Source organism: Ensifer sp. EB106-03-01-XG145 (genome assembly GCF_058792075.1).
In genome coordinates this window covers 330,276-356,625 of record NZ_JBYTEC010000002.1, presented here as the reverse complement: position 1 = coordinate 356,625, position 26,350 = coordinate 330,276, and the positions used below count along the sequence as shown (strand labels likewise).

The window sequence follows — 26,350 nt, the reverse complement described above, 5'->3', positions numbered from 1 at the left end:
GAGAGATATCATGGCCAACCAGACCAACACCTCCGCCAACTACGCCGACGATCTCCCGCTTAACGCCGAAGACGAGCGCAAGATCGATGTCGTCGGCCATGCCGGCTTGCTTCTGATCGCCTGCGCCATCGGGCTTATCGCCAATTGGGTCGGCACCGGCACCTCGCCGCTGACGGCGCTGCCAGGCATGGCAACGCTCTATGTCGCCTGCATCGTCGGCCTGGCGCTCGCCCGCTTTGTGCCTTTCTATCTGCCTGGTGTCGCCTGGGTGTCGCTGATCGCGATCCTCATCACCATCCCGGGCGTCCCGGGTGCGGCCTGGGTCAGCGAAAAGGTCGAACACCTGAACTTTCTCGCGCTGGCAACGCCGGCGCTCGCCTATGGCGGCCTTGCGCTGACCGCGAGCGAATTCGCGATTGCCCGCCGCTCGGGCTGGAAGATCGTCATCGTCGCGATCTGCGTGATGGTCGGAACTTACATGGGCTCGGTCGTCGTCGCCGATCTCTTCCTGCGCCTCGGGCAATAGCCGAGACCCTGACACAAGGATTGGCCGGCCCGCGCAGGCCGGCCGACCATCCCTCCATTCACAGGATGCAAGCCATGAAACGCCACGACATCAGCCCCGAGCGCATCGAGGAAACGATCCGCTGGCGTCATCACCTGCATGCCTATCCCGAGCTTGCCTTCGAAGAGCGGCAGACTGCGGCCTTCATCGCCGGCCGGCTGGCCGAATGGGGCATTGCCGTAAAGGACGGTTATGGTGGCACGGGCCTTGTCGGCACGCTGACGCGAGGCACGTCGAACCGCAGCATCGCCATTCGCGCCGATATGGACGCCCTGCCGATCATCGAGACCAGCGGCGTCGGCTATGCCTCGAAGACGCCCGGCAAGATGCATGCCTGCGGCCATGACGGCCATGTCGCCATGCTGCTTGCCGCCGCGAGGCAGGCAAGCGAAATGGATTTCGACGGCACGGTTCACTTCATCTTCCAGCCGGCCGAAGAGGCCGAAGGCGGCGCGCGGGTCATGGTCGCCGACGGGCTCTTCCGCGACTTTCCGGCCGATGCCGTCTATGCGCTGCACAATTGGCCGGCATTGGACGTCGGCTCGGTGGTCGCCCGCGACGATGCGATGATGGCCGCCTTCGGCGTCTTCGAAATCACCGTCACCGGCCGCGGCGCCCATGGCGCCATGCCGCACGAGGGCGCCGATCCGCTGGTCGCCGCCGCCCAGATCGTCACGGCACTGCAGACGATCGCCAGCCGCAACATCTCGCCGCTCGACGCTGCCGTTGTCTCGGTGACGCAGATCCATGGCGGCGACGCATGGAACGTCATCCCGGAGAAAGCAGTGATCCGGGGTACGACGCGCTGGTTCGACAAATCGGTCGGCGACACGCTAGAAAACCGCATGCGCGCGCTCGTCACGGCGCTTGCCGAAGGCCTCGGCTGCAAGGCGGAGCTCGACTATCAGCGGCGTTACCCCGCCACGATCAACAACCCGGCTGCTGCCGCCCTTGTGCGCTCCGTTGCCGCCGAGGCCCCTGCCCTGACCGTCGTCGACGCACCGCCGAGCATGGCGGCTGAAGATTTTGCCTTCATGCTCGACGAGCGCCCGGGCTGCTATCTCTGGCTCGGTGCCCGGCGCAAGGGCGCCAATCCCGGGCTGCACTCGCCGCACTACGATTTCAACGACGCGATCATCGGTCAGGGCGTAGACCTCTGGACACGCCTGATCGCGACATCGCTTGGTCGTTGACCCCAAAGGGATTCCATCGCATCCATGACCGCCATGGACGTACTCGACGCGAAAGCGCTCAGGATCTTTATGGCGGTTGCGCGCATCGGCTCGATCCGGGGTGCTGCGGAGCATATGGGGCTGGCACCATCGGTCGTCAGCCGGCAGATCGCCGACACCGAGCGCGACATCGGCCTTTCGCTGTTCGAGCGCACCGCCCGCGGCACGGTCCTGACCGATGCCGGCGAACTGGTTCTCGAACATGGCAAGCGGGTGCTCGAGGACAACGGGCTGCTCGCCGAGCAACTCGACCAGATCCGCGGCGTGCAGCAGACCCGCATCCGCATTCGCTGCGGCGAGGGCTTCATGGCCGATCTGGTGGAAAACGGGCTTTCCTCGTTCTCCAGGGCGCACTCCTACGTGCGCTACATCGTCGAGCTCGGCAGTACCGAAGACGTCGTCGACGCCATTGCCAACAGCGACGCCGATATCGGCATCGCCTACACCCCCTTCACCGACCCGCGCATCCGCGCGCTAGCGATCGCCCGCCAACCGCTCTGCGTCATCGTGCCGACCGGTCATCCGCTGTCGAAGCGCACAGAACTGAAACTCGCCGATTGCCTGACCTCGCCTTGCGCTCTGCTCGGCAAGGGCAACGGCGTGACGCAACTGGTGGCACGGGTGGCGGCCGACGCCGGGCTGGCGCTGGCGCCGCTGCTCGAAACCCATTCGATCGAGGTGCTCCGCCGCTTCGTTGCCGCCGGCCTCGGCGTCACCTTCCTGCCACGTACGGCCGTCGCCGGTGAAATTGCGCGTGGCGCCATGCAGGCCATTGATCTTGCCGATCCGCTCCTGCGCGAGGCAAGCGCTCATCTCATGGTGCGCGCGCATCGCCGCCTGCCGCTCTCGGTCGAAAAGCTCGGCCAGCACCTGGCAACCGAAATGCAGTCGTTTCGGGCCTAGGCAGCCAGTTCCAATCGCGCACCTGTTCTCGGTGAAACGGTGACACGCGCGTTCGCCTGGCGCCGCCGCGTGCATCATCCAGACGTTGCCATGCCAGCAACGCATTGTACCGGGCGCGCCGTCTACCCGCTCACGTACCTGCATGCCACCTTCGCCGGATCATCAAGATCATACGAGGGTAGAGCGGATCATGACGGCGAAACGGACAACAGTTGGCGTGGTGGGATTGGGCGCCATGGGGCTCGGCATGGCGACGACGCTCGCCGGAAAGGGATTTTCGGTCAAGGGCTTCGACCTTTCCGAGGCGCGGCGTGTACTTGCGGCTGAAGGCGGCGTTTCGCCCGTCGCCTCACTCGCCGAAATCTTCTTCGACACCGATTTCATCGTCTTCTCTCTGCCGACCGCCAAGGACGTCGCAGCAGTGATGGAAGCCAATCTCGAGGCGCTGAAATCGGCCGGTCGTCGCGTCGTGATCATCGACACCTCGACATCGGAGCCGGATGTCTCGCGCGATCTGGCCGCCGCCTTGGCCGGCCTCGGCCACGGCTTCATCGACGCGCCCGTCTCCGGCGGCCCGGCGGGTGCGGCCAGGGGCAAGCTGACGATGATGATCGGCGGCAGCGATGCAGACGTCGCGCTTGCCGGCCCCGTCATCGAGGCGATGTCGGCGAAGGCGCTGCATGTGGGTGAAAGCGGTGCCGGCAATGTCGCCAAGCTCGTCAACAACCTGCTTGCGGCCGCCCACATGGTTACGACGGGCGAAGGCCTGAAGCTGGCGCTTGCCGCCGGGCTCGATCCGGACGAGGCGCTGAAGGTGCTCAACGCGGCTTCAGGCAAGTCGATGATCAGCGAGGTGCATTTCCCGACCTGGGTGATGAACGGACGCTTCGACAGCGGCTTCACCATGGGCCTGATGCGCAAGGACGTACGGCTTGCGAGCGAGCTTGCGGCGCGCACCGGCGCCGATCTGCCGCTCTCTGCCTCTGTCGCCAAGCTCTGGGCCGAAAGCCCGCTCGACAATGCCGAAGACTTCACCCGCATGGGTGCCTTCCGCCCCGCCAACGACAACTGAAGGGAACGACAATGAACGACATGACCATGCCCGCCAAGGCCGAGCGCATCCGCGCCCTCTTCCACGGTATCATTCCCGGCGCCGAAATCGGCAGCTATGTCGACGGCGCGCTGGTGCCGGGCTCGGGCGACGAGCAGAAGCTGACCGATCCGGCGACCGGCGAAGTCTTTGTCACGTTTAAGGACGCCGGAAGCGACGTGGTCGATGCGGCGATGCAGGCAGCCGCGCGCGCCCAGCGCGAGTGGATCGCGATGACCGCCTCGGCCCGCGGTCGGGTGATGAACGAGATTGCCCGCAAGATCCGCGAGCGCGCCGGCGAGATCGCCGAACTCGAAAGCCGTTCGGCCGGCCGGCCGATCCGCGACATCCGCGGCGAAGCCGTCCGGGTCGCCGAGATGTTCGAATATTATGCCGGCTGGTGCGACAAGCTGCATGGCGAGGTCATTCCGGTTCCGACCTCGCACTTGAACTATACCCGCAACGAGCCGGTCGGCGTCGTCGCGCAGATCACCCCCTGGAACGCGCCGCTCTTTACCGGCGGCTGGCAAATCGCACCCGCCATCTGCGCCGGTAACGGCGTCGTCATCAAGCCTTCGGAACTGACGCCGCTCAGCACACTGGTGCTGGGCGCGCTCTGCGAAGCCGGCGGTGCGCCGCGGGGCCTCGTCAACGTCATTGCCGGCCGGGGCGTGACAGCCGGCCAGGCGATGGTCGCCCATCCCAAGACAGCACTCGTCGTCTTCGTCGGCTCGGCGCTGGCCGGTTCAGCCATTGCGGCGGCCGCGGCAAGGAACGTCGTGCCCTGCATCCTCGAACTCGGCGGCAAGTCCGGCAACGTCGTCTTTGCCGATGCCGATATCGACCGTGCCATCGTCGGCGCGCAGTCGGCAATCTTCTCCGGCGCCGGCCAGAGCTGCGTTGCCGGCTCGCGGCTGCTCGTCCACCGCTCGGTGCACCAGCAGTTCGTCGAGCGCTATGCCGAGGCCGCCGCGCGCATCCCGGTCGGCGATCCCTATCTCGATACGACGCAGATCGGCCCGATCAACAATGCCCGTCAGTGGGCGAAGATCGAGGAAATGGTCAAGCAGGGCGTGGCGGAAGGCGCCACGCTTGCGACCGGCGGCGCCAAGCCAACGGCACTTCAATCCTCCGGCGGCTTCTATTTCGCCCCGACCATTCTCGACAACGTCAAACCGGACATGACGATCGCCCGTGAGGAGGTCTTCGGCCCTGTCGTCGGTGTCACCGTCTTCGACGATGAAGAAGAGGCAATCACGCTCGCCAACGACAATCCCTACGGCCTCGCCGGTGCCGTGTGGACCCGCGACGTCGGGCGTGCCCATCGCGTCGCCTCCAAGGTGCGTGCAGGTACGTTCTGGATCAACGGCTACAAGACGATCAGCGTCATGTCGCCCTTCGGCGGCTTTGGCCGCTCCGGTTACGGCCGTTCTTCCGGGCGCGATGCGCTGATGGCCTATACGCAAACGAAAAGCGTCTGGGTCGAGACCGCGGAACATCCGGCCGTCGTCTTCGGCTATTCGCCGGAAGCTTGATCGATACGCACCTGAAACGAGAAAGGGCCGGCATTTGTCGGCCCTTTCCCGTTTATTTTCCCGACTCTCGATCAGGCCGCCCGGCTCCAGCTGTCGCGTGCACCCTGCGCTTCGAGCTTGAACTTCGCCAGCATCGTGCGGAGCTGGCGGCTCTCTTCGGCAAGCGTGCCGCTTGCCGCCGTAGTCTCTTCCACCATCGCCGCATTCTGCTGGGTCATCTGGTCCATGTGGTTGACCGAGGTGTTGATCTCCTGCAGTGCCGTTGCCTGCTCGCGCGCCGCCGTCGCGATCGTGTTGACGTGGCCGCTGACATTGTTGACCAGCGTCTCGATCTCCAGCAGAGCCTCACCGGTGGAGCGCACCAGCGCCACGCCGTTTTCGACTTCCGACGCCGAGCTGTGGATCAACGTCTTGATCTCCTTGGCGGCATTTGCTGAACGCTGGGCGAGTTCGCGCACTTCCTGGGCGACGACGGCGAAACCACGACCGGCCTCCCCCGCACGCGCCGCTTCGACGCCGGCGTTTAGCGCCAGAAGGTTGGTCTGGAAGGCGATCTCGTCGATCACCGAGATGATCTGGTTGATGCGGTTGGACGAATTCTCGATCCGGCCCATGGCGTCGACCGCGCTGCGCACGATCGCGCCGGATCGGCCGGCACTGTCCTTGGTGGCGCGCACCATCTCATGCGCCTCGTTCGCCCGCTCGGAGGCCGTGCGCACGGTCGAGGTGATCTCGTCAAGCGCGGCTGCGGTTTCTTCAAGCGCCGCCGCCTGCTGTTCGGTGCGCTTCGAAAGGTCGTTGGCGGCTGAGCTCAGTTCGGCGGAATTGTCGTTGATGGTGCTTGCGGCCGTGCGCACGTTCTGCATCGTCGAGCGCAGCGTCACCATCGTCTGGTTGACGTTCTTCTGCAACTCCGCGAAGGCGCCATGGAATTCGCCGCGCATGTTCTGCGTCAGGTCGGCGTCGGCGAGCGCCGCGATGACCCGGCGGACTTCGTTGACCGTCTGGTCGACGCTCGACACGAGCTCGTTGACGCTCGACGCGAAGCGGTTGAGGTCGTCGTTCTCATAGTCCTGGGTGATGCGGCCGGTGAAGTCGCCGGCCACGGCGGAAGCGACCACGACGCTGATGTTCGACTGCAGGTCGCTGCTGCGGGCATGCAGTGCGGCTTCCTGTGCCTTCATCGTGCGCATGGCGATACCGTTCTTGCGGAAGACTTCGACGGCACGGGCCATCTCGCCGATTTCGTCCTGGCGGGAGACATCGGTACCGTTGCCGTCGAGCTTGCCGTCGGCGAGTTCGCTCATGGTGGAAGTGAGTTCGCGCACCGGCATGACGATACCGCGACGGGCAACGACGAGGCTGACGCCGACGCCGAAGAGCACACAGGCTGCAGCGGCGGCGGCCAGGATGGTCATTGCGACCGAGGACGACTTGAGGGCTTCGGCGCGCGCGGCGGCGAGCGCGTCGCCGGAATAGGTGCTGTAGGTCTTGACCGTCGCCGTTACCGTTTTCTGGGCTTCGAGCGCCTTGTCGAGCGCAGCCTTGACGACGGCAGTATCCGCGCCCTTGCCGGCAGCAACGGCGACCATTGCCCGGATTTCGTCGAAGTAGCTGTTGAGGGTGATGCGGATGTCGTTCAGCAGCTTGTCTTCGGCATCATCGGCAACCGCCTCGATCTTCGTCAGACGGCCGAGCATTTCCTCGGCACGCTTTTCGGTTTCCTGGCCAAAGTCGGCGGCCTTCTCCGGCGCTGCGGCAAGCTGATAGGTCATGCGGCTGATGGCGATGATATCGACGCGCAGATCCATCGCCTCGCGCGCCGCTTCCTCGCGTGCGCCGACGTCGATGATCGTCGCGCCGAGCGAGGAAAGACCGCGCGCACCGGCAATCGCGATCAGAATGGAGGATATGCCCATGACCACGACCACAAGGCCGACCTTGGTCAATATCGATAGGTTCTTGAACGTCACTGCCGTGACTCCTGTGATGTCGCGATCGCGTTGTTGGGAGGACATGGTCAGCCATACCGGCGGGAGGAGGACCGGCTGTTTGCTGCGCCTTTAAGGGGAGGAACGAAGGGCGCGCACTGACCAATAAGTACTTAGTAATTTCGAATTTAAATTCGGGTTAAAAAAGCGATCGCAGCTTTTCGCAGTGCAGCAAAAAATGAAGACGGGAGCGAAAATGAAAAACGGGCGGACGATCGCTCGCCCGCCCGCAGACCACCGCAGCAGTCTTGGGAGATCTTGTTTTGAAGCCTACGACCGGCCGTAGCCGCCGCCGGTCGGCGTTACCACGGTAAAGGCTTCACCGGCTTCGAGAACCGTGTGGGCGCAGCCCGGCAATTCTTCCGTCCGGCCGTCGTTGCGGCGTACCAGGTTGCGGCCAAGCTCGCCGGGGCTGCCGCCCTTGATGCCGAAGGGGGCTACACGGCGATGGCCGGAGAGGATGGCGAAATCCAGTTTCTCGCGAGCGCGGATCGTGCGTTTGGTACCGTTGCCGGCGTTCCATTGGCCACGGCCGCCCGAGCCGACACGAATATGGAAATCTTCGAGCACCACCGGGAAGCGGGTTTCGAGGATTTCCGGATCGGTCAGCCGCGAATTGGTCATGTGGGTGTGGACCGCATCGGCACCGTTATAGCCGGGACCGGCCGGCGCACCGGAGCAGATCGTCTCGTAATACTGGTAGTTCTGGTTGCCGAAGGTCAGGTTGTTCATCGTGCCTTGCGCGCCGGCCTGGCTCTGGACCGCGCCGAACAGGCAGTTGGTCACCGCCTGGCTGACTTCGACATTGCCGGCGACAACTGCTGCCGGATAGCGCGGCGTCAGCATCGTGCCCTCGGGAATGACGATGTGGATGGGGCGCAGGCACCCGGCGTTCATCGGGATCTCCGCCTCGACCAGCACGCGGAAGACATAGAGCACCGCTGCGCGGGTCACCGGCGCCGGGGCGTTGAAGTTGTCGCCGCGCTGCTCAGACGTGCCGGTGAAATCGACGGTCGCTTCGCGCTTGTCGCGGTCGACGGTGATCTTGACGACGATCTTGCAGCCCTGGTCCATCTCGTAGGAGAATTCGCCATCCGGCAACTGGTCGAGCACACGGCGCACGCTCTCGGCGGCATTGTCCTGGACGTGGCCCATATAGGCCTCGACCACGTCCTCGCCGAACTGGGCGATCATCTTCCTGAGTTCGGCGACGCCCTTTTCGTTGGCCGCAACTTGAGCCTTCAGGTCGTTGACGTTCTGCAGAATGTTGCGCACCGGATAACGGGCGCCGTTCAGAAGCGCTTCGAGTTCCGCCTCGCGGAACCGGCCGGCATCGATGAGCTTGAAGTTGTCGATGTAGACGCCTTCCTCCTCGATATTGGTGGCCAACGGCGACATCGAGCCCGGCGAAATGCCGCCGATATCGGCATGGTGGCCGCGGCTGGCGACCCAGAAACGGATCTCCTTGCCGGCATCGTCGAAGACCGGCGTGCAAACGGTAAGGTCGGGCAGGTGCGTGCCGCCGTTATAGGGCGCGTTGATCAGGAACACGTCGCCCGGCTTTATCACCGGGTTCTCGCGGATCGCGGTCGCGACCGAGGCATCCATGGAGCCGAGATGAACCGGCATATGCGGCGCGTTGGCAACGAGATTGCCGCGGTTGTCGAAAACGGCGCAGGAGAAATCGAGCCGCTCCTTGATGTTCACGGAATAGGCGGTGTTCTGCAGCGTCACGCCCATCTGCTCGGCGATCGACATGAACAGGTTGTTGAAGATCTCCAGCATGACCGGATCGGCATGGGTGCCGATCGCGCTCTGCTGCTGCAACGCCTTCACGCGGCGAAGCACGATGTGGTCCTTGGCCGTCAGTTCCGCCTGCCAGCCATCCTCGACGACGATGGTCTGGTTCGGTTCGATGATGATCGCCGGACCGTCGAGCCGCTGGCCGGGCGCGATTTCTGCGCGCAGCAGAACGGGCGCGTCGTGGAACTGGCCCTGCGAATAGAAGCGCGTGCGCCGCACGATGTCAGGCGTTCCCGCCGTGATCGAGCCGCCTTCGCGCTCCATCTGGGCGGCACCGCCGCCGACCGTTTCGACCTCGACGGCATCGATGACCAGCGCCTTGTTGTCGGCGACGAAACCGAAGCGGCGCTTGTGCAACTCTTCGAACTCGGCGCGCAGGCGGGCGATATCGTCATGATCCGGGAAGGTCGCGTCGACCGCGAGCACCGTATCGGTGCCGGCATAGCGGATATGGGCGCGCAGATGCGTGCGGATCTCGTCGCGGGTTATGCCCTGCGCGTCGAGTTCGGCAAGGCATTCGACCTCAAGCTCGGCGCCAAGGGTGCTGAGCGCTGCCGGCGCCTTGTCGTCAAGCGCCACGCCGAGCGCCTTCTGCCGTGTGGCACGGATGTCCGCGAGCCCCATGCCATAGGCCGAGAGCAGGCCGGACATCGGATGCACGAGAATGCTCTTCATGCCGAGCTGATCGGCAACGAGGCACGCATGCTGGCCGCCGGCGCCGCCAAAGCAGCTCAGCGCATAACGCGTGACGTCATAGCCGCGCTGCACGGAAATCTTCTTGATCGCCTCGACCATGTTGGCAACCGCGATGCGGATGAAGCCGTCAGCGACGTCCTCCGGGCTGCGGCCGTCGCCGATCTCGGCGGCCATCGCCGTGAAGCGGTCGCGCACGGCCTCGACATCGAGGCGTTCGTCCTGGTTTGGACCGAAGAGCGCCGGGAAGAATTCCGGCAGCAGCTTGCCGAGCATGACGTTTGCGTCGGTGACCGCGAGCGGACCACCGTTGCGGTAGCAGGCAGGGCCCGGATTGGCGCCAGCGGAATCGGGACCGACGCGGAAACGCTCGCCGTCGAAATGCAGGATCGAGCCGCCGCCGGCAGCGACGGTGTGGATCAGCATCATCGGCGCACGCACGCGCACGCCGGCCACTTCGGTCTCGAAGGCGCGTTCATATTCGCCGTCGAAATGCGCGACGTCGGTGGAGGTTCCGCCCATGTCAAAGCCGATGACGCGGTCGAAACCTGCGGCTTCACCGGTCTTGGCAAGACCGACGACACCGCCGGCCGGACCGGAGAGGATCGCGTCCTTGCCCTGGAACATCTCGGCCGCGGTGAGGCCGCCCGAAGACATCATGAACATGACGCGCGCGCCGGTGCGGGCGATATCGAGTTCGCCCGAGACCTGGGCGACGTAGCGGCGGAGAACCGGTGACAGATAGGCGTCGATGACGGTGGTGTCGCCGCGCCCGACATATTTGATCAGCGGCGAGACTTCGTGGCTGACCGAGACCTGCTCGAAGCCGAGTTCGCGGGCAATTCGGGCAACGACCGCCTCATGCTCGGGATATTTGTAGGCGTGCATGAAGACGATGGCGACGGCCTTGTAGCCCTTGCCCTTCAGGTCTTCGAGTGCCGCGCGCGCCTTCGCCTCATCGAGCGGCGTTTCGACTGTTCCGTCGGCCAGCACGCGCTCGTCGAGCTCGACGATGTCCTGATAGAGCGCTTCCGGCTTGATGATCTCGGTTGCGAAGATCTTCTTGCGCTCCTGGTAGCCGATCTTCAGCGCGTCGCGGAAACCCTTGGTGGTCACGAGCGCCAGCGGCTCGCCCTTGCGTTCGAGCAGTGCATTGGTAGCAACGGTCGTGCCCATGCGCACTTCGCCGATGAGACCGGTCGGGATCGCGGCACCGGTCGCAAGGCCCAGATGCAGGCGAATGCCCTGCACTGCGGCGTCGCGATAGGCTTCCGGATTTTCCGAAAGCACCTTGCGTGCGTGCAGGTTCCCTTGCGGATCGCGGCCGATGACATCGGTGAAGGTGCCGCCGCGGTCGACCCAGAAGTCCCAACTGCCGGTTTCGCGTGCGCTCATTGTCCATCCCTCTCGTTCGCGAGCCGCATGACTGTGCAAGCCCGGAAATTCATCAAAGCAGTTCGTTGACAAAATGTCGATAAAATGATGACATAAAATCGTCAAGATGAGGAAGAGCTGAATGACGAAGAAGCCTGAGGATAGCTTCGAAGGTCGGGAATGGGCCGAAAACGCCCTGCCCGAACATCTAAAGCCGGTCGCGGCCATCGGCCCGATCGTTTCCTCCGCGCACTTGGCGGAAGGCGGTTCCCCTGGTCTTTCGGAAGTGGAATACGGCCTGATCCTCGCGTCGCACGCCTTTCATCGCTGGATGATGCGCTGCATGGCGGCCGCCGGCGTGCCGGGCCTTTCCCCGATCGAAATCCTGATCCTGCACACGATCCGCCATCGCGACCGCGGCAAGAAGCTCGCCGACATCTGTCTGGTGCTGGATATCGAAGACACCCATGTCGCGACCTATGCCATCCGCAAGCTCGAGGCCGCAGGCCTGGTGACGACGGGCAAGGAAGGCAAGGAAAAGACCATCCTCATCACCGACAAGGGGTCGGACGCCTGCACGCGCTACGCCCAGATCCGCGAACGCCTGCTGGTCTCGTCGACCGCAAAGGCCCGCCCCTCCGAAGAGACACTCTCTGAGATCGCCGCCGTCCTGCGTTTCATGTCGGGCGCCTATGAACAGTCCGCGCGCGCCGCGACCACATTGTAACGAGGAAGACCGCGTGACCGTCGATACGCCTGCGCCGCTGCTCGCCGTCGAGAAGCTTTCCGTCGCCTTCAACGGCAACCCCGTCGTCGAAGATCTGAGCTTCACGGTAACACCCGGACGCACGCTGGCAATCGTCGGCGAATCCGGCTCCGGCAAATCCGTGACGTCGCTTTCGATCATGCGGCTATCTGACATGATGGGTGGCCAGTTCCCCTCAGGCCGCATTCTATTTCGCGGCAAGGATGGCGAGATCGACCTGACGAGCGCGCCGCAGAAGACCATGCGCGCCATCCGCGGCAAGGAGATCGCCATGATCTTCCAGGAGCCGATGACCTCGCTGAACCCGGTCTTCACCATCGGCGACCAGGTCGCCGAAGTGCTGATGCTGCACGAGAAGATGACGAAGGCGGAAGCGCTCACCGAGACGCGCCGCTTGCTCGACATGGTGCGACTACCTGATTCCGGCGAACTGATTGGCCGCTATCCGCACCAACTTTCCGGCGGCATGCGCCAGCGCGTCATGATCGCCATGGCGCTTGCCTGCCGGCCAAAGCTTCTGATCGCCGACGAGCCGACGACGGCGCTCGACGTCACCATCCAGGCACAGATCCTGACGATCATCCGGGACCTGCAGAAGGAACTCGGCATGGCGGTGATCTTCATCACCCACGACATGGGCGTCGTCGCCGAAATGGCCGACGACGTCGTTGTCATGTGGAAGGGCCGCAAGGTCGAGGAAGGCCCGGTCGACGAGATCTTCGCAAGCCCCAAGCACCCCTACACCCAGACGCTGCTTTCCGCCGTGCCGAAACTCGGCAGCATGACCGGCGAAGAATTCCCGAAGCGCCTGCCGCTGACCATGATGGTCGACGGCGAGCCGAAGCGCGTCGGCGACGTCCATATCCAGCGCACCGCCCGCTATGAGGCCGCACCGATCCTGTCCGTGCGCGATCTCGTCACCCGTTTCGACGTGCGCAAGAACCTTTTCGGCAAGGCGACGCACCGCGTGCACGCGATCGAAAACGTCAGCTTCGATATCTTCCCAGGCGAAACGCTGGCGCTCGTCGGCGAAAGCGGCTCGGGCAAGTCGACGATCGGCCGCACGATCCAGCAGCTGCAGAACGCGACATCGGGCGAGATCCTCTTCGGCGGCCGGCCCGTCTCGGCCATGAGCTATGCCGAGCGGCAGAGACTGAAGCAGGAAATCCAGTATATCTTCCAGGATCCTTTCGCCTCGCTCGACCCACGCAAGACCGTCGGCTTCTCGATCGCCGAGCCGATCCGCACCCATGGTCTGATCCTCGGCGAAAAGGAAATCGAAAAGCGCGTGCACGAACTCCTGGAGCGCGTCGGCCTGACGGCGGCGCATGCCAGGCGCTACCCGCACGAATTCTCCGGCGGCCAGCGCCAGCGCGTCTGCATCGCCCGTGCGCTCGCCTCGCGCCCCAAGCTGATCATCGCCGACGAGGCGCTTTCGGCGCTCGACGTGTCGATCCAGGCGCAGATCATCAACCTGTTCATGGAACTGCAGGAGCAGGAAGGCCTCGCCTATCTCTTCATCAGCCATGACATGGCGGTGGTCGAGCGCATGAGCCATCGCGTCGCCGTGCTCTATCTCGGCCAGATCATGGAATTCGGCAGCCGCCAGCAGGTCTTCGAAACACCTTCCCATCCCTATACGCGCCGGCTGCTTTCCGCTGTGCCCGTCGCCGAACCCGGCAAGGGCCGCGAGCGTGCCATGCTGGAAGGCGAAATCCCGAGCCCGATCCGCCGTGTCGGCGACGAACCCGCGGTTCTGCCGCGCAAAGAGATCGCCCCCGGCCACTTTGTGACCAAGGGCGCATGAGCCGCTTTCTTCCCTAGAGAAGGCTGTCGAAACAGGAGTGAGTAAATGATCAACAAAAAGGGGATCCACGCCGCTTTCATCGCCCTTGCGATGGCCGGCAGTTTCATGACCGCAGCCCCGGCCTTTGCCGCCGGCACGCTGACCGTGTCGTCGCCGCAGGATCCGGGTAGCTGGGACCCGGTCGACACCTTCCTCGTCAACTGGGCGTCGGTCGCCACCAACATCTATGACGGCCTCACCTATCGCGGCCCGGATCTCAAGCTCGTGCCCGGCCTTGCCACCGCGTGGGAAGAGCTCGACGGCGGCAAGCGCCTGCGCTTCACGCTGCGCGAAGGCGTCAAGTTCCACAATGGCGAGCCCTTCAACGCGGAAGCGGTGAAGTTCACTTTCGACCGCCTGCTCGGCGAGGAAGGCTCCAAGGGCCCGCAGAAGTCCAACTATGCCGTGATTGAAAAGGTCGAGATCATCGACGAGAAGACAGTCGACCTGCATCTCAAGACCCCGGATCCGGTGCTGCTCACCAAGCTTGCCGGCTACGGCGCAATGATCGTGCCGCCGAAGTACATCCAGGAGAAGGGCGAGGACTACTTCAACGCCCATCCGGTCGGAACCGGCCCGTTCAAGTTCGTCTCCTACGAGCCGAAGGTCGGCATCAAGCTCGAAGCCTTTGCCGATCATTGGGGCGGCGCGCCGAAGCTTTCGAACCTCAACTACCGCTTCATCTCGGAGCCGGCGACCGCCGTTGCCGAACTGCAGGCCGGCCGCGTCGATCTCGTGATCCCGCCGACCATTCCGATCGGCATGATCCCGACCATCCAGGACGACAGCAACCTGGAGATCGTCACCAGCGCCGGCCCGACGGTCTACGCTCTGCGCTTCAACACCCGCGACGGCATCACCAAGGATCCGAAGGTGCGCAAGGCGCTCATCCTCGGCGTCGATCGCGACACCATCATCCAGTCGATCCTCGGCGGCCAGGCGGACCCGATCGCCAGCTTCCAAGGCAAGCTCTCCTTCGGCTTCGACCCGGCGATGAAGCCGCTGCCCTACGATCCCGAACAGGCCAAGGCCCTTCTGAAGGAAGCCGGTGTTGCGCCGGGCGCCTCCGTGCAGATCGACGTTCGCGGCAACGATGCGACCTTCAACGAGGTCGTACAGGCGATTGCCAGCTACCTGCAACTGATCGGCATCAACGCGACGATCAAGCCCTATGAAACCAACGTTCTGCTGAACGACATCATCCCGGCCGGCAAGACCGGCGCGATGTTCCAGCAGTCCTGGGGTGGCTGGACACTCGACTACGACAACACCGCCTACTCCATGTACCACTCCGGCGAAAAGTGGAATCCCTACGACCAGGATGCGGAACTCGACAACCTGCTCGAATCCCAGCGTTCGATCACCGATCGGGCCAAGCGCGAGGAGATTCTCAAGCAGATCGCCAACTACGCCGCCGACCGGTCGCTCGAGATGCCGCTTTACAACCTCAATGCCATCTTCGGCGTGAGCAAGCGCGTCAAGAACTTCACCCCGGTGCCGGACAGCCGCCTGCGGCTCACGGACGTGACGGTCGAGTAAACAATCCGGTCCGCCGCCGCGCGTGAGGCGGCGGACCATTTTCTTTAAAGGGCGGGTCACTTGGCCGGATTTCTGATCAAACGTTTTCTGCAGGCGGTCTTCGTCGTGTTCGTCGTGACACTGACCGTTTCCTATGCCATCCGGTTCACCGGCGACCCGGCCCTGATGCTGGCGCAGGGCGCCGGCAGCGTGACTGAGGAAGACCTCGTGCGCATCCGCGAGGGGCTCGGCCTCAACCAGCCGTTCCTTTCGCAATATGCCGACTTCATCAAAGGCATGTTCACGCTCGATTTCGGCCGCTCCTTCCTCGGCGGCACCCCGGTTTCGCAGCTGATTGCCTCTGCCCTCCCGGCGACCATGCTGCTCGCTTTCGCCTCGCTGATCGTCTCGATCGCGATTTCCATCCCGCTCGGTATCCGCGCCGCCGTTGCGCGCGGCAAGTGGGCGGATCAGACGATCCGCATCCTATCGCTGATCGGCCTGTCCTTCCCGAACTTCTGGCTGGCGATCATGCTCGTGCTGTTGTTCTCGATCGTTCTGAAATGGCTGCCACCGAGCGGCATGGACGGCTTTGCGAGCTTCATCATGCCGGCGCTGACCATGGGCATCATCCTGACGGCGACGAATGTGCGGCTGGTGCGCACCGCGATGCTGGAAACCCTGCAGTCGCAATACATCATGGTTGCCCGCGCCAAGGGCCTCAGTGAGACCAAAGTGCTCTACAAGCATGCGCTGCGCAATTGCGCGATCCCGCTGATCACCTATTTCGGCCTGCAGTTCGGCGGCCTGCTCGGCGGCATCGTCGTCGTCGAACTCGTCTTCAACTGGCCGGGCATGGGCACGCTCGCCTTCGATGCGGTCGCCTCGCGCGACTACCCCGTGCTTCAGGCGGTCATCACGGTGCTTTCCCTGATGATCGTGTTCGTCAATCTCCTGGTCGACATCGCCTATGGTCTCGTCGATCCGCGCATCCGGACGGAGTGAGCCGATGACCACCAAGGCTGCAAACACCCGCTTCGCCCGTTTCCGCAACCTCGAATTCATTCTCGGTGCGCTTTTGACCGGCGGCATCTGCCTGGCCGTGCTCTTCTCCGGCGTGCTCTTTCCAGGTGGCGTCGACAAGATCAATCTGATGGCGCGGCTGACGCCGCCCTTCGTCAACTGGGCCCATCCGCTCGGCACCGACCCGCTCGGGCGCGACGTGCTCGCCCGCGTGGTTGCCGGCGGCAAGATCTCGCTGCTCGTCGGCCTGACCTCGGTTGCCGGCGCCGTCGTCGTCGGCGTGGTCATGGGGCTCGTTTCGGGCTATTATCGCGGCTTCTGGGATATGCTCGTCATGCGCTTTGCCGACGTTCAACTCGCGCTCCCCTTCATCCTGCTTGCGATCACTTTCATCGCCATCGTCGGCGGCGGGCTGACCAACACCATCATCCTCCTGATCGTCTCGCAGTGGGTGCAATATGCCCGGCTGGTTCGCGGTTCGGTGCTGTCGCTGCGCGAGCGCGAATTCATCCAGTCGGCCCGCGCCATCGGCGTTCGCGACTACAAGATCCTGTTCCAGCACCTGCTGCCCAACCTGATCGGCCCGGTCATCGTGCTGATGACCTTGAACGTCGCCAACAACATCCTGCTTGAAAGCAGCCTTACCTTCCTCGGCCTCGGCGTCGATCCGCTGATCCCGAGTTGGGGTGGCATGCTCGCCGACGGCCGCACCTACCTGCAGAACGCCTGGTGGGTCAGCGTCTTCCCGGGCCTGGCGATCCTGCTCACCGTCCTCGGCCTCAATCTTCTCGGCGACTGGCTGCGCGACAGCCTCGACCCAACCGGTAGAACTTCACGATGACGACGATTTTCGAAGGCGCCTTCGAGCGCACGCTCGATACCCTTCTCACCACCTACGGCAAGGAAGCGGCCCGCGGCACCAAGCTCGAAGCCTGGCTCTTCGACGATGCCGCCAGCCGCAAGGCGGCGGAACAGAAGCTTGCGAGCTTCGGCGTGAAGGCGACGCTGAGGAGCGCCTACAAGCCGCTGCTGCATTTCTTCCTCGAAGAGATCGACCGGGCAGCGCTCGCCCAAGTCACCATCTCCTATCCTCAACACGAGGGCGCGCCCCAGAACCGTTTCCTGCTTGAAGCCTATCCGCTTGCTGCACTCATCGGCAACGCCGACATCCGCTTCGAGGCCGGCAGCGCCAAGGCTTTCACCTACGACGTCGCGCTGACTTTCCGCGATGGGCGCCAGCAAAGCCACGCCGTCTTCGCGCCAAACCGTATCCATACCGATTTCGTCGGTGAAACTCTGCTTTCGCCGACCGGGTGGATTCGTCTCGACGAAGGCTGCGACAAATGTCGCGAATGCCATCTCGAAACCGACTATGAGCGGCTCTTTGCCGGCACCATGCAGGCGATTGCCGACCACGCCTGGGGCGATAGCGAGCCCTATTTCGAAGAGCTCAACATCCGCGTGACCCTGCCGATCACCGACTTCCGCCTGCCCATCGGCGAAGAGGTCGTGAGCCTTCGTGAGGCGCTGCACGAGGACTTTTATTTCTCGCTGCTCGAAGTCTTCCAGAAGAAGTCCGGTCGTCCCCTCGGCGACCGCGGGCTGAAACCCGGCCAGATCATACCGGAGATCGTCTTTGGCGTCGGCAAGCCGACCGTCGTCGTCGAAGCGCGGCCCTTGCAGGCAGGGGATGCCGAGGGCGAAGCCCAGACGCTCGAAACCGCCGAAGCACCGTTGTCGGTGGCGCAAATCCACGCGGAACTCGCCGCGATCGACGGCCAGCCCTTCGAAGCGAAGTCGCGCGCTGGCCGCGCCGTCAAGGCCCGCTACCGCAAGGGAACCGATGCGCCGGTCATGATCAGCGGCGGCCAGCATCCGAACGAGACGACCGGCATTGTCGGCGTGCTGCGCGCAGCCCAGGCGCTTGCCGCCCGCTCAGGCACCCATTTCACCATCTCGCCGCTCGAAAACCCCGACGGTTATGCCGTGCACCAGCGGCTGCGGGTGGACAACCCGCTACACATGCATCACGCCGCCCGCTACACAGCACTTGGCGATGACCTCGAATACCGCACTGGCGCAGCGCTCAACGAGCGCGAAATCCGCAAGGAAGCCGAGCGGCTGACGGATGCACAGCTGCACGTCAACCTGCATGGTTATCCCTCGCACGAATGGACCCGGCCGCTTTCGGGCTATGTGCCGCGTGGCTTTGCCATGTGGACCCTGCCCAAGGGCTTCTTCCTGATCATGCGCCATCATGCCGAATGGACCGACCGCGCCGAACGGCTGGTCGAGGCAGTCACCGAGCGGCTCGCCAAGGTTCCTGGCCTGCTCGCCTATAACGACGCGCAGATCGCCCTCTACGAGACCCACGCCGGCGAAACCGGCTTCCGGATCATCAACGGCTTTCCCTGCATGATCTCGGTCGACGACCGCCACACGGCGCCGCTGACGCTGATCACCGAATATCCGGACGAGACCATCTATGGCGATGCCTTCATCGCTGGCCACGACGCCCAGAAGGAAACGGTGCTTGCCGCCTACGACGCGTTTCAGCGGATGATGGCCATCGCCTAAAGCCTCACAGGGCGACGGTATCCAGTGCCGCTGCCCAAAAGCCGACCCCTTGAGCGTTCCCCGCAAGCGACAAGCCGCCGCTGGCGATTTTGGCCATCCGACGCCCCACCACCGAATACGGTAAAGCCTGACGAGGCTGCATTGCCGTGCCATTGCGTGTCCCGCTAGAACCGGCACACGCCCACGCACCCATGCACCGCAACGTTGCTGCAATCCTCGTCGACCAGACGTGAGGCAACATCTATCGTATTCGGAGAATTCAATGCGCCTGCTTCTTGTCGAGGACGAGCTGGAAATGGCGGCGGCGCTCAGCGCCGCGCTCGGTCGCTACGACATGATCCTGGATCATGCGCCAACGCTCGACCATGCATTGGCGGCGCTCGCCAATCACGTGCATGACGGCATCATCCTCGATCGCCAATTGCCCGATGGCGACGGGTTGTCACTGATCCCGCGCGTCCGTGCGCTGAAATCCGGAATTCCCGTGATTGTTCTGACCGCGCGTGGCGCGGTCGACGAGCGGGTCCACGGCCTCGACGTGGGCGCCGACGACTATCTCGCCAAGCCCTTTGCCGTGGAAGAACTGTTGGCGCGGATCCGCGCCCTCATGCGGCGTTCGCCGGATATCGCCCCCATGACGGCGCGCATCGGCAAACTCGTCTTCGATTTCGACGGCAGGCAGGCGCAGGTGAACGGCCAGTTGCTCGACCTGCCCCGTCGCGAACTGCTGGTGCTGGAAACGCTGGCGCGGCGGCAGGGCCGCACCGTGCAGCGCTCGACCTTGGAAGAGTCCGTCTATGGCTATGATGACGAGATCCAATCCAACTCGCTCGACGCGCATGTCTCGCGGCTGCGCCGGAAGCTTGCCGACACCGGCTCCGGCGTGGAGATCCACAGCATCCGCGGCGTGGGTTACCTGCTGAGGCCTTCCCCATGAGCACGTCATCCGTCAACTCGTTGAAGAAGCGCCTGATCTGGCAGATCCTCACCTTTCAGGTGCTGCTGTTGATGGTGGTCATCGCCGGCCTCATGGCATTGCTGACGCGCGCCGATCTTGGCGGAAAGTTCCTCGATGCCGACGCCGCTTCGGTCGCCGCCGGCGCGATCCGGTCGCAGCCCGCGGGTGGATTGTCGCTGGTCGAGACACCGCAATTGCTTGCCATGCGGGCCGAGTCGCCGGATTTCTGGTTCGTCGCGAGAAACGAACGCGGCGACATGATCCGCAGCGGCCCCGTGCCGGACGCCTATCGTAACATTGGCGAACATCTGGATCGGATCGCCTTTGGCGACATGCGAGACAGCGTCGAGCCCTACACGCTCTCGTCGATCGTGCGCTCGGTGACCACGGAAAGCGGAACCTTTACGGTGCTCGCAGGTGGCGGCCGACTGTGGAGCGCGTCCTTCGCGGTTTTCCTGCTGGCAAACCTGGTGCTGCTGCCTATCGTGCTCATCGTCGTGCTGATCCCGGCCCTTGCCATCCCGATCATCGTCAGGCGTGCCTTTGCCGGCCTCGCCGACATGGTCGATCAGGCCAAGAAGATCGACGTCGATCGCCGCGGCGCCCGCTTGTCCGATCATCGGGTTCCCGGCGAAGTGCGTCCGCTGGTCGAGGCATTCAACGGCGCGCTGCAGCGGCTGGACGAGGGATACGAACGGCGGCAGCGCTTCATTCTGGATGCGGCGCATGAGCTGAGGACCCCGGTCGCCATCTTGCAGACGCGGCTGGAAAGCATGGATGCCGGGCCGCTCAGAAACCGCCTGTTGATCGATTCCAATCGCATCGCGGGGCTTGCGGAACAATTGCTCGATCTCGAACGCATCGATCGCGATGGGGCGGATTTTTCCACGCTCGACCTAGTGTCGCTGTGCCGTGACGTCGCCGCCGACCTCGCGCCGCTCGCGCTTTCGGCAGGCTGCGAACTCTCCTTCGCCTCGGACGTCGAGCGTGTCGTTGCGCGCGGCGATGCCGGCGCCATTGAGCGGGCGGTCACCAATCTGGTGCGCAATGCCATCGAGCATGCCGGTGGCCTCATCACCATCCGCGTCGAACGCGGCGGCGTGATCGAGGTCACCGATGAAGGCCCCGGCATTCCCGAACGCGAGCGTGAACGCATCTTCGAGCCGTTCCATCGCCTGCAGCCACGCGACCACGGCGCAGGCCTCGGCCTGCATCTGGTCAGCGAAATCGTCGGTTGGCATAAGGGCCACATTTCCGTTGTCGATGAACCCGCCGGCGGCGCCTGCTTCCGCATCACCTTGCCCGCGGCATGATACAGATCGCGCGGCTCCCAACATGATTGATAGACAATTAATAACGAAATCAGCAGCTTAGTTAATTTGTGCAATGTTGGCGCAATCCGTGGAGCCGACAAAGGATGCGCATCTTCCAAGCTTCGCGACCGCGCTACCCGGCATGAGACGCGAAATGGAAGAACCGAAGCGCCGCGAACGGCGCCCTATCCAATCCACGGAGCAATATCATGCGGCAATCCGGCAAGTTTTCGATCTGGTCCAGTCTTACCCTGCTAACCTTCCTCGGCGTCCAGCAGTCCCAGGCAGCCGACCTCTCCGCGCCCGATTATCAGGATCCGCCAGCCTTTAGCTGGAGCGGCGCCTATGTCGGTGCGCATGGTGGCCTCGGCTTCAGCGGTAGCCCCAATCCCTTCGCCGACCGCAATGGCGTCGCGCTCGGCGTCCAGGCCGGCTACAACATGCAGGCCGGCCCGGGCATCGTCGGTGCCGAGATCGAGGGCTCCTACCTCGGCGACACGGAGCACAAGGTCAATGGTGGCAAGCTCAAGGAAAAATGGCGCGGTGCGATCAAGGCGAAGGCCGGCCTCACCTTCGACCAGACGCTCGTCTACGGCACAGCCGGCTATGCGATGACCAACTACAAGAAAGGCGGCGATGTTCGCAACGACGTCGGCTTCAAGGGCGGTTATCTCGTTGGCGCCGGCATCGAGCAAGCCTTCGCAGGCGGCCTGTCGGCCAAGCTTGAGTACAACTACATCATGACGCCCGATGTCCACACCAGCACCGTTTCAGGCTCCAGTGAAAAGGACATCAACAGCCACGTCATCAAGGCCGGTATCAACATGCGCTTCTGACGGGGCCGCCGGTTCGCAGCGGCGCCCTGCTAAGCCGACGACCTTCGCGAAAGCGGGCCTGCCGTTCCAGGCCCGGCAAACGGCAGGGCGTCACGCCGAAATCGGATCACTCCGCCGCTTCCCTCGCCAACGGCTCTGATGTCGCCAGCCGGCGCCAGATCGGCGCCATGGCGGCGGCGATCTCACCGTAGATCGCGAAGCGCCGGTCATAGTGTGCACCGAGCGCGGCATTCGGTCGGTAGTGGCGGTCGGTTTGCACCATCGCCGCGGCTCCGGCGGAAATGTCCGCAAAGAGACCGATGCCGGCACCCGCGGTGATCGCAGCACCAAGCGCGCCGGTCTCGCGCGAACGCGCGACCGTCACCGGCACATCAAGCACATCCGCAAAGATCTGCGGCCAGATCAGGCTGCGCGATCCGCCGCCTGAGAGCACCGCCTCGTCGAAACCCGCGCCTGCAGCTCGCATCGTCGCGATGTGCTGCCGATGTCCGAAGGCGACGCCTTCGAGCACGGCACGGACCAGATGGCCCTTGGTGTGCCAGCCGGCGACACCGTAGAAACCCGCCCGCGCGTTGCCATCCTGCTGCGCTCCATAGAGAAACGGGTGGTAGAGCGGATCGTTCGCCGCAGGCGCGACCTCGGCCGCCAATTGGCAGCACAGATCGAAGGGTGAGCGGCCGTCCTTGCCGTCGTGTGGAAACAGTTCCCGTACCAGCCATTCGAGATTGGCGGCAGACGTCGCGCTCGCCTCGATCGCCATGTAGCGGTTTCGATCGAAGGTCGAGAACATGAAGATCGGATTGCTGAGGTCCGGCTGATCGATGAGGACCTGGTTGATGCTCCAGGTACCGGCAATGATCGAGGCCGCTCCGGTCTTTGTCACGCCGGATCCAATCGCCGAGGCGACGACGTCGAAGAGGCCGCCGACAACAGGCGTACCGGCCGCCAGTCCCGTTTGCACGGCTGCTTCTTCACTCACCCTTCCAACGATCGCGTCGCTTTCGGCGAGATCGGGCAACAGATCCATGCAGTCGTGAAGGCCATAGGCCTTCATCAGCCCATCGTCATAACGTCGCCCGGCGACGTCGAGCAGCCCCGCTCCACTCATGTCGGAGACGTCGCTGACGCGGGCACCGGTCAGGCGATTGACGACGAAGTCCTTGCAAAGAAACACCGTGCCGATCTTGGCGAAGAGGTCCGGGCGAAAGCGTTTCAGCCAGGCAAGAAGCGTCGGCGTCTGCGATGGCCAGGGCCGCTGCCCGGCGATCGGATAGGTGCGCTGGCCGACGCCTTCAGCTTGCCATTCCTCCACGAGGCCGGCTGCGCGGGTATCGAGCGACTGGATGCCGATCAAAGGCGCGCCGCTACGATCCAGCGCATAGAGGCCGTTGCCATGCCCGGCGCAGCCGATCGCCGCGATCTCATCAGCACGGATACCGGCACGCTCGATACAGGCGCGGATCACCACCTTCGCGTGGCTCCAGAGCTCGCCGAGCCCACGCTCAACATGGCCCGGCGTCGGAACCTGGCTATGCCCTTCCTCAGCGGCCATCGCGATCTCGTTGCCCTCTCGGTCAAAAAGCACCGCCTTGATCACGGTGTTCCCGGCGTCGATCCCGAGCAGATACTCTCCCATTCGCGAACCCCTCCCAAGGTTCTAAATCCGTTCGGCCGAGACGTCGCCGCTGTCCTCCACGGCGACGCGCTCCACCCTGTCACAAGAGGCGTCGCGCCCTGAGGCGCGATGCCGTCCCAGCGATTCTCAGCCGCGCTGATAGAGCGCGTAAGCTTCTTCGCCGCCCGCATCCTCATGGATGATCGCCATCAGCCCGCGCACGACGGCGCTCGGATTGGCGTGCTGGTAGATGTTGCGGCCATAGACCATGCCCATTGCGCCCTGGCACATCAAGGCCGCCGATTTGGCAAAGACGTTGCGCAGATCTTCCTTGCCGCCGCCGCGCACCAGGACCGGGCAGCGCGCCGCCTCGACGACCCTGTGGAAATCCTCCGCGTTGGTGGTCGGGTCCGCCTTGACGATATCGGCTCCCATCTCGCGCGCAAGCCGGGTCAGGGTTACGATCTTTTCGGCATCGCCATCGACCATGTAGCCGCCCTGTTCAGTCACCGGCTGCATCACCAAGGGCTCGATCATCAGCGGCATGCCGTATTTGTCGCAATCGGCCCGGACGCGCGAGATGTTGGTGACGCATTGGCGGAAGAGATCGGGTTCGTCCGGCAGCATGAAGAGGTTGACGACGACGCAGGCCGCGTCCATCGCCAGCGCGCCGATCAGCGGCTCGGCCTCGTTCTGCAGCACCGCCCACATGTGCCGGTGGCGGATGCGGTTATAGGGGTTGCCCATGTCGAGACGCATGACGAGCGCCGGCTTGTCCTTGCCGGGCACGTCCTGCAAGAGGTCAGCCTGGCCATAGTTCATCTGGATCGCGTCCGGTGCCGCCGCAACCAGAGCCTTCACCACGGCGGACATGTCTTCGAGACCGTTGAGGAAGGACGGTTCGTTGCAGACGCCATGATCGATCGCGACATCGAGGCAACGTCCGCCACCGAAGAGACGGTTCATCCGGACCTTGCTGTTGTTTCGCATAATGCACTCCTTTGTTCGTTCCGTGCGGAGAGGGTTTCCTCGTCGACGCCATGGCGCTCGGCGAGGAGGGTGAGAAAGCGTTTGCGCTCGTGATCGGCGCGGGCCAGCGACCAGTGCTTTTCGGCCGCGAGCAAAGCGAGAGCAGCCTCGGCCATGTCGAGCGAGAGTTCGCCAGATATCGCCAACGTGCTGCGACGCAGCACGAGATCGTCGAGATGTTCGACGGCTTCGTTGCGGACCAGGAACTGCAGCTCCCGCGCGGAGTAATCCGGATGTGGCAAGGCGTGGTCGGCACCGCCAGCGATGAAATCGGCGACCTGCCTCGAGCCCGTTCCATAACGCGTAAACAACGTGCGCATGCGCTCGCGCGAAAGTCCGGTGGATGCCGCAACGTCGTCGATCCATGTATCGCGATCGGACGGATACTGCCGCCCGCCGCCAATGGCGCGCTCGCCGGTACTGACATGGCGCGCCCGGCCCAGACGCTCCAATGTGAGATCTGCCGCCATTTCGCCGAAGGAGCGGAAGGTCGTCCACTTGCCGCCGATCATGCACAGCACCGGCGGGCCATCGTCGACAGCTTCGACGAAGGTGCAGAAATGGTCGCGCGGGATGCGTCCGGTAAAACTGTCCTCGCTTGCCGGCAGCGGCCGCACGCCCGAGAACTGGAAGACCACCTCTTCCCGCCGGATCTTGATATCAGGCAGAACGAAGGCGAGCGACTGCAGGATGTAGTCACGCTCGTCCGGTTCGCAGCGCACGGTTTCGGGGTCGTCGACGCGGATATCCGTCGAGCCCACCAGCACCTTGCCGAGATAGGGAAAGAGGATGCAGATGCGGCCGTCCTCGTTCTCATAATAGATCATGTGGCCGTCGAGCGCTTTCATCAGCGCCGGATTGTCGATGATGAGGTGCGATCCCTTGGTGCCGCCCATCAGCGGGGACGGTTTCGTGGACGGCGAAAACAGGTGCCCGTTGACGATATCGATCCAGCCGCCCGTGGCATTGATGATCAGGGCAGGCTCGATGGCTATCGTCGCTCCGGTCACGCTGTCCTTCAGTTCATATTGCCCGGATGCCGCAACAGACAACTCCGCATAGTTGATCGCTCGGGCATGGGACCCGGCGGCAAGCCCATCCTTCAGCAGCTCGATGCCGAGACGCTCGGGCTGGCTGACCCAGGCATCGTAGTAGGTGGCGGAACTCTTGATCTGCGGGTTGAGGGCCGGCCAGCGGGAAAGGGTGGCGCGACGCCCACGAAAGGCATGCTTGGGCATCAACGCGCGTTTGCGCGTCAGGAAATCATAAATACCAAGGCCCAGCTTGACCGCAACGGCGCCGCGGCGGCTCGGACGGCGCGTCAGCCCCATAAACCGCACGGCGCCATTGGCAAGACCTGAAAAGATATCGAAGATCGGAACGGTCGTCGGCAGCGGCGCGACGTAATGCGGCGCGTTCTTCAGCAGCCGGTCGCGCTCGACCAGCGATTCCCGCACCAGGCTGAATTCGCCGTTCTCAAGATAGCGAAGCCCGCCATGCACCATGCGCGACAGCGCCGCACTCGCCCCCGAACAGTAGTCGTGCTTCTCGATGAGCAGCACGTTTATCCCTTGCAGCGCCAGCTCGCGAAAGACGCTGAGGCCGTTGATGCCGCCGCCGAGGACGCACACGTCCACCTTCGGGCTCGCGGCGAGCCCGTTGAAAATCTCTTCGCGGTTCATG

General features: G+C 64.0%; 19 protein-coding genes. 14 read left to right on the top strand and 5 right to left on the bottom strand.

Annotation, left to right across the window (positions count from 1 at the left end; genetic code table 11):
• Nucleotides 1–10 precede the first annotated feature (10 nt).
• The 5 genes from AC3WWH_RS10245 (at nt 11) to AC3WWH_RS10225 (ending at nt 5,325) form a co-directional block, all read left to right on the top strand.
• Nucleotides 11–526: a hypothetical protein gene (locus AC3WWH_RS10245; RefSeq protein ID WP_113398605.1), complete on the top strand. Its 516-nt coding sequence runs from the start codon at nt 11–13 to the stop codon at nt 524–526.
• A 74-nt stretch (nt 527–600) separates the two neighbouring features.
• Nucleotides 601–1,758, top strand: a complete 1,158-nt coding sequence (locus AC3WWH_RS10240; protein ID WP_058322915.1) for a M20 aminoacylase family protein — start codon at nt 601–603, stop codon at nt 1,756–1,758.
• Between the two features lie 24 nt (nt 1,759–1,782).
• The gene (locus AC3WWH_RS10235) at nt 1,783–2,700 is read left to right on the top strand and encodes a LysR family transcriptional regulator (protein ID WP_245299172.1); all 918 of its coding nucleotides are present in this window, start codon (nt 1,783–1,785) and stop codon (nt 2,698–2,700) included.
• A 190-nt stretch (nt 2,701–2,890) separates the two neighbouring features.
• Nucleotides 2,891–3,772 (top strand): NAD(P)-dependent oxidoreductase, encoded by an 882-nt coding sequence (locus AC3WWH_RS10230; protein WP_058322914.1) that lies wholly within the window; start codon nt 2,891–2,893, stop codon nt 3,770–3,772.
• An 11-nt stretch (nt 3,773–3,783) separates the two neighbouring features.
• Nucleotides 3,784–5,325 carry an aldehyde dehydrogenase family protein gene (locus AC3WWH_RS10225; RefSeq protein WP_058322913.1) on the top strand — a complete coding sequence of 514 codons (1,542 nt, stop codon included), beginning with the start codon at nt 3,784–3,786 and terminating at the stop codon, nt 5,323–5,325.
• Nucleotides 5,326–5,396: 71 nt separating this feature from the next.
• Here the strand turns inward: AC3WWH_RS10225 and AC3WWH_RS10220 are convergent, their stop codons facing one another.
• Nucleotides 5,397–7,298 (bottom strand): methyl-accepting chemotaxis protein, encoded by a 1,902-nt coding sequence (locus AC3WWH_RS10220; RefSeq protein WP_058322982.1) that lies wholly within the window; start codon nt 7,296–7,298, stop codon nt 5,397–5,399.
• Between the two features lie 288 nt (nt 7,299–7,586).
• Nucleotides 7,587–11,207 carry a hydantoinase B/oxoprolinase family protein gene (locus tag AC3WWH_RS10215; protein ID WP_113398604.1) on the bottom strand — a complete coding sequence of 1,207 codons (3,621 nt, stop codon included), beginning with the start codon at nt 11,205–11,207 and terminating at the stop codon, nt 7,587–7,589.
• A 121-nt stretch (nt 11,208–11,328) separates the two neighbouring features.
• On the opposite strand from AC3WWH_RS10215, the gene AC3WWH_RS10210 reads away from it, so the two are divergent.
• The 9 genes from AC3WWH_RS10210 to AC3WWH_RS10170 all read left to right on the top strand — a co-directional run bounded on the left by AC3WWH_RS10210 (nt 11,329) and on the right by AC3WWH_RS10170 (nt 22,023).
• Nucleotides 11,329–11,913 (top strand): winged helix DNA-binding protein, encoded by a 585-nt coding sequence (locus AC3WWH_RS10210; protein WP_057251784.1) that lies wholly within the window; start codon nt 11,329–11,331, stop codon nt 11,911–11,913.
• A gap of 13 nt (nt 11,914–11,926) precedes the next feature.
• Complete coding sequence (locus tag AC3WWH_RS10205) at nt 11,927–13,759, top strand: ABC transporter ATP-binding protein (protein WP_058322911.1); 1,833 nt, start codon at nt 11,927–11,929, stop codon at nt 13,757–13,759.
• A 90-nt stretch (nt 13,760–13,849) separates the two neighbouring features.
• Entirely contained in the window at nt 13,850–15,337 is a 1,488-nt protein-coding gene (locus tag AC3WWH_RS10200) for an ABC transporter substrate-binding protein (protein WP_373419894.1), read from the top strand.
• 60 nt (nt 15,338–15,397) lie between these two features.
• Entirely contained in the window at nt 15,398–16,321 is a 924-nt protein-coding gene (locus AC3WWH_RS10195; RefSeq protein ID WP_057251787.1) for an ABC transporter permease, read from the top strand.
• Between the two features lie 4 nt (nt 16,322–16,325).
• Entirely contained in the window at nt 16,326–17,180 is an 855-nt protein-coding gene (locus AC3WWH_RS10190; RefSeq protein WP_058322909.1) for an ABC transporter permease, read from the top strand.
• Complete coding sequence (locus tag AC3WWH_RS10185) at nt 17,177–18,916, top strand: M14 family metallopeptidase (protein WP_492376971.1); 1,740 nt, start codon at nt 17,177–17,179, stop codon at nt 18,914–18,916. Before AC3WWH_RS10190 ends, AC3WWH_RS10185 begins: the two co-directional genes overlap by 4 nt.
• A 262-nt stretch (nt 18,917–19,178) precedes the next feature.
• Nucleotides 19,179–19,853 carry a response regulator transcription factor gene (locus tag AC3WWH_RS10180; RefSeq protein WP_492376970.1) on the top strand — a complete coding sequence of 225 codons (675 nt, stop codon included), beginning with the start codon at nt 19,179–19,181 and terminating at the stop codon, nt 19,851–19,853.
• Nucleotides 19,850–21,187 carry a sensor histidine kinase gene (locus AC3WWH_RS10175; RefSeq protein ID WP_492376969.1) on the top strand — a complete coding sequence of 446 codons (1,338 nt, stop codon included), beginning with the start codon at nt 19,850–19,852 and terminating at the stop codon, nt 21,185–21,187. The genes AC3WWH_RS10180 and AC3WWH_RS10175 overlap by 4 nt, the downstream gene beginning before the upstream one ends.
• 209 nt (nt 21,188–21,396) lie before the next feature.
• A complete protein-coding gene (locus AC3WWH_RS10170; RefSeq protein ID WP_492376968.1) occupies nt 21,397–22,023 on the top strand; it encodes an outer membrane protein in 627 nt (208 codons plus the stop codon).
• Between the two features lie 106 nt (nt 22,024–22,129).
• Here AC3WWH_RS10170 and AC3WWH_RS10165 read toward each other — a convergent pair whose 3' ends face one another.
• The 3 genes from AC3WWH_RS10165 to AC3WWH_RS10155 form a co-directional block, all read right to left on the bottom strand.
• The gene (locus AC3WWH_RS10165; protein ID WP_492376967.1) at nt 22,130–23,659 is read right to left on the bottom strand and encodes an FGGY-family carbohydrate kinase; all 1,530 of its coding nucleotides are present in this window, start codon (nt 23,657–23,659) and stop codon (nt 22,130–22,132) included.
• Nucleotides 23,660–23,785: 126 nt separating this feature from the next.
• Complete coding sequence (locus AC3WWH_RS10160; RefSeq protein ID WP_492376966.1) at nt 23,786–24,628, bottom strand: class I fructose-bisphosphate aldolase; 843 nt, start codon at nt 24,626–24,628, stop codon at nt 23,786–23,788.
• Nucleotides 24,601–26,349, bottom strand: coding sequence for a glycerol-3-phosphate dehydrogenase/oxidase (locus AC3WWH_RS10155; protein WP_492376965.1), 1,749 nt, complete (start codon nt 26,347–26,349; stop codon nt 24,601–24,603). Before AC3WWH_RS10155 ends, AC3WWH_RS10160 begins: the two co-directional genes overlap by 28 nt.
• Nucleotide 26,350: the final 1 nt, after the last annotated feature.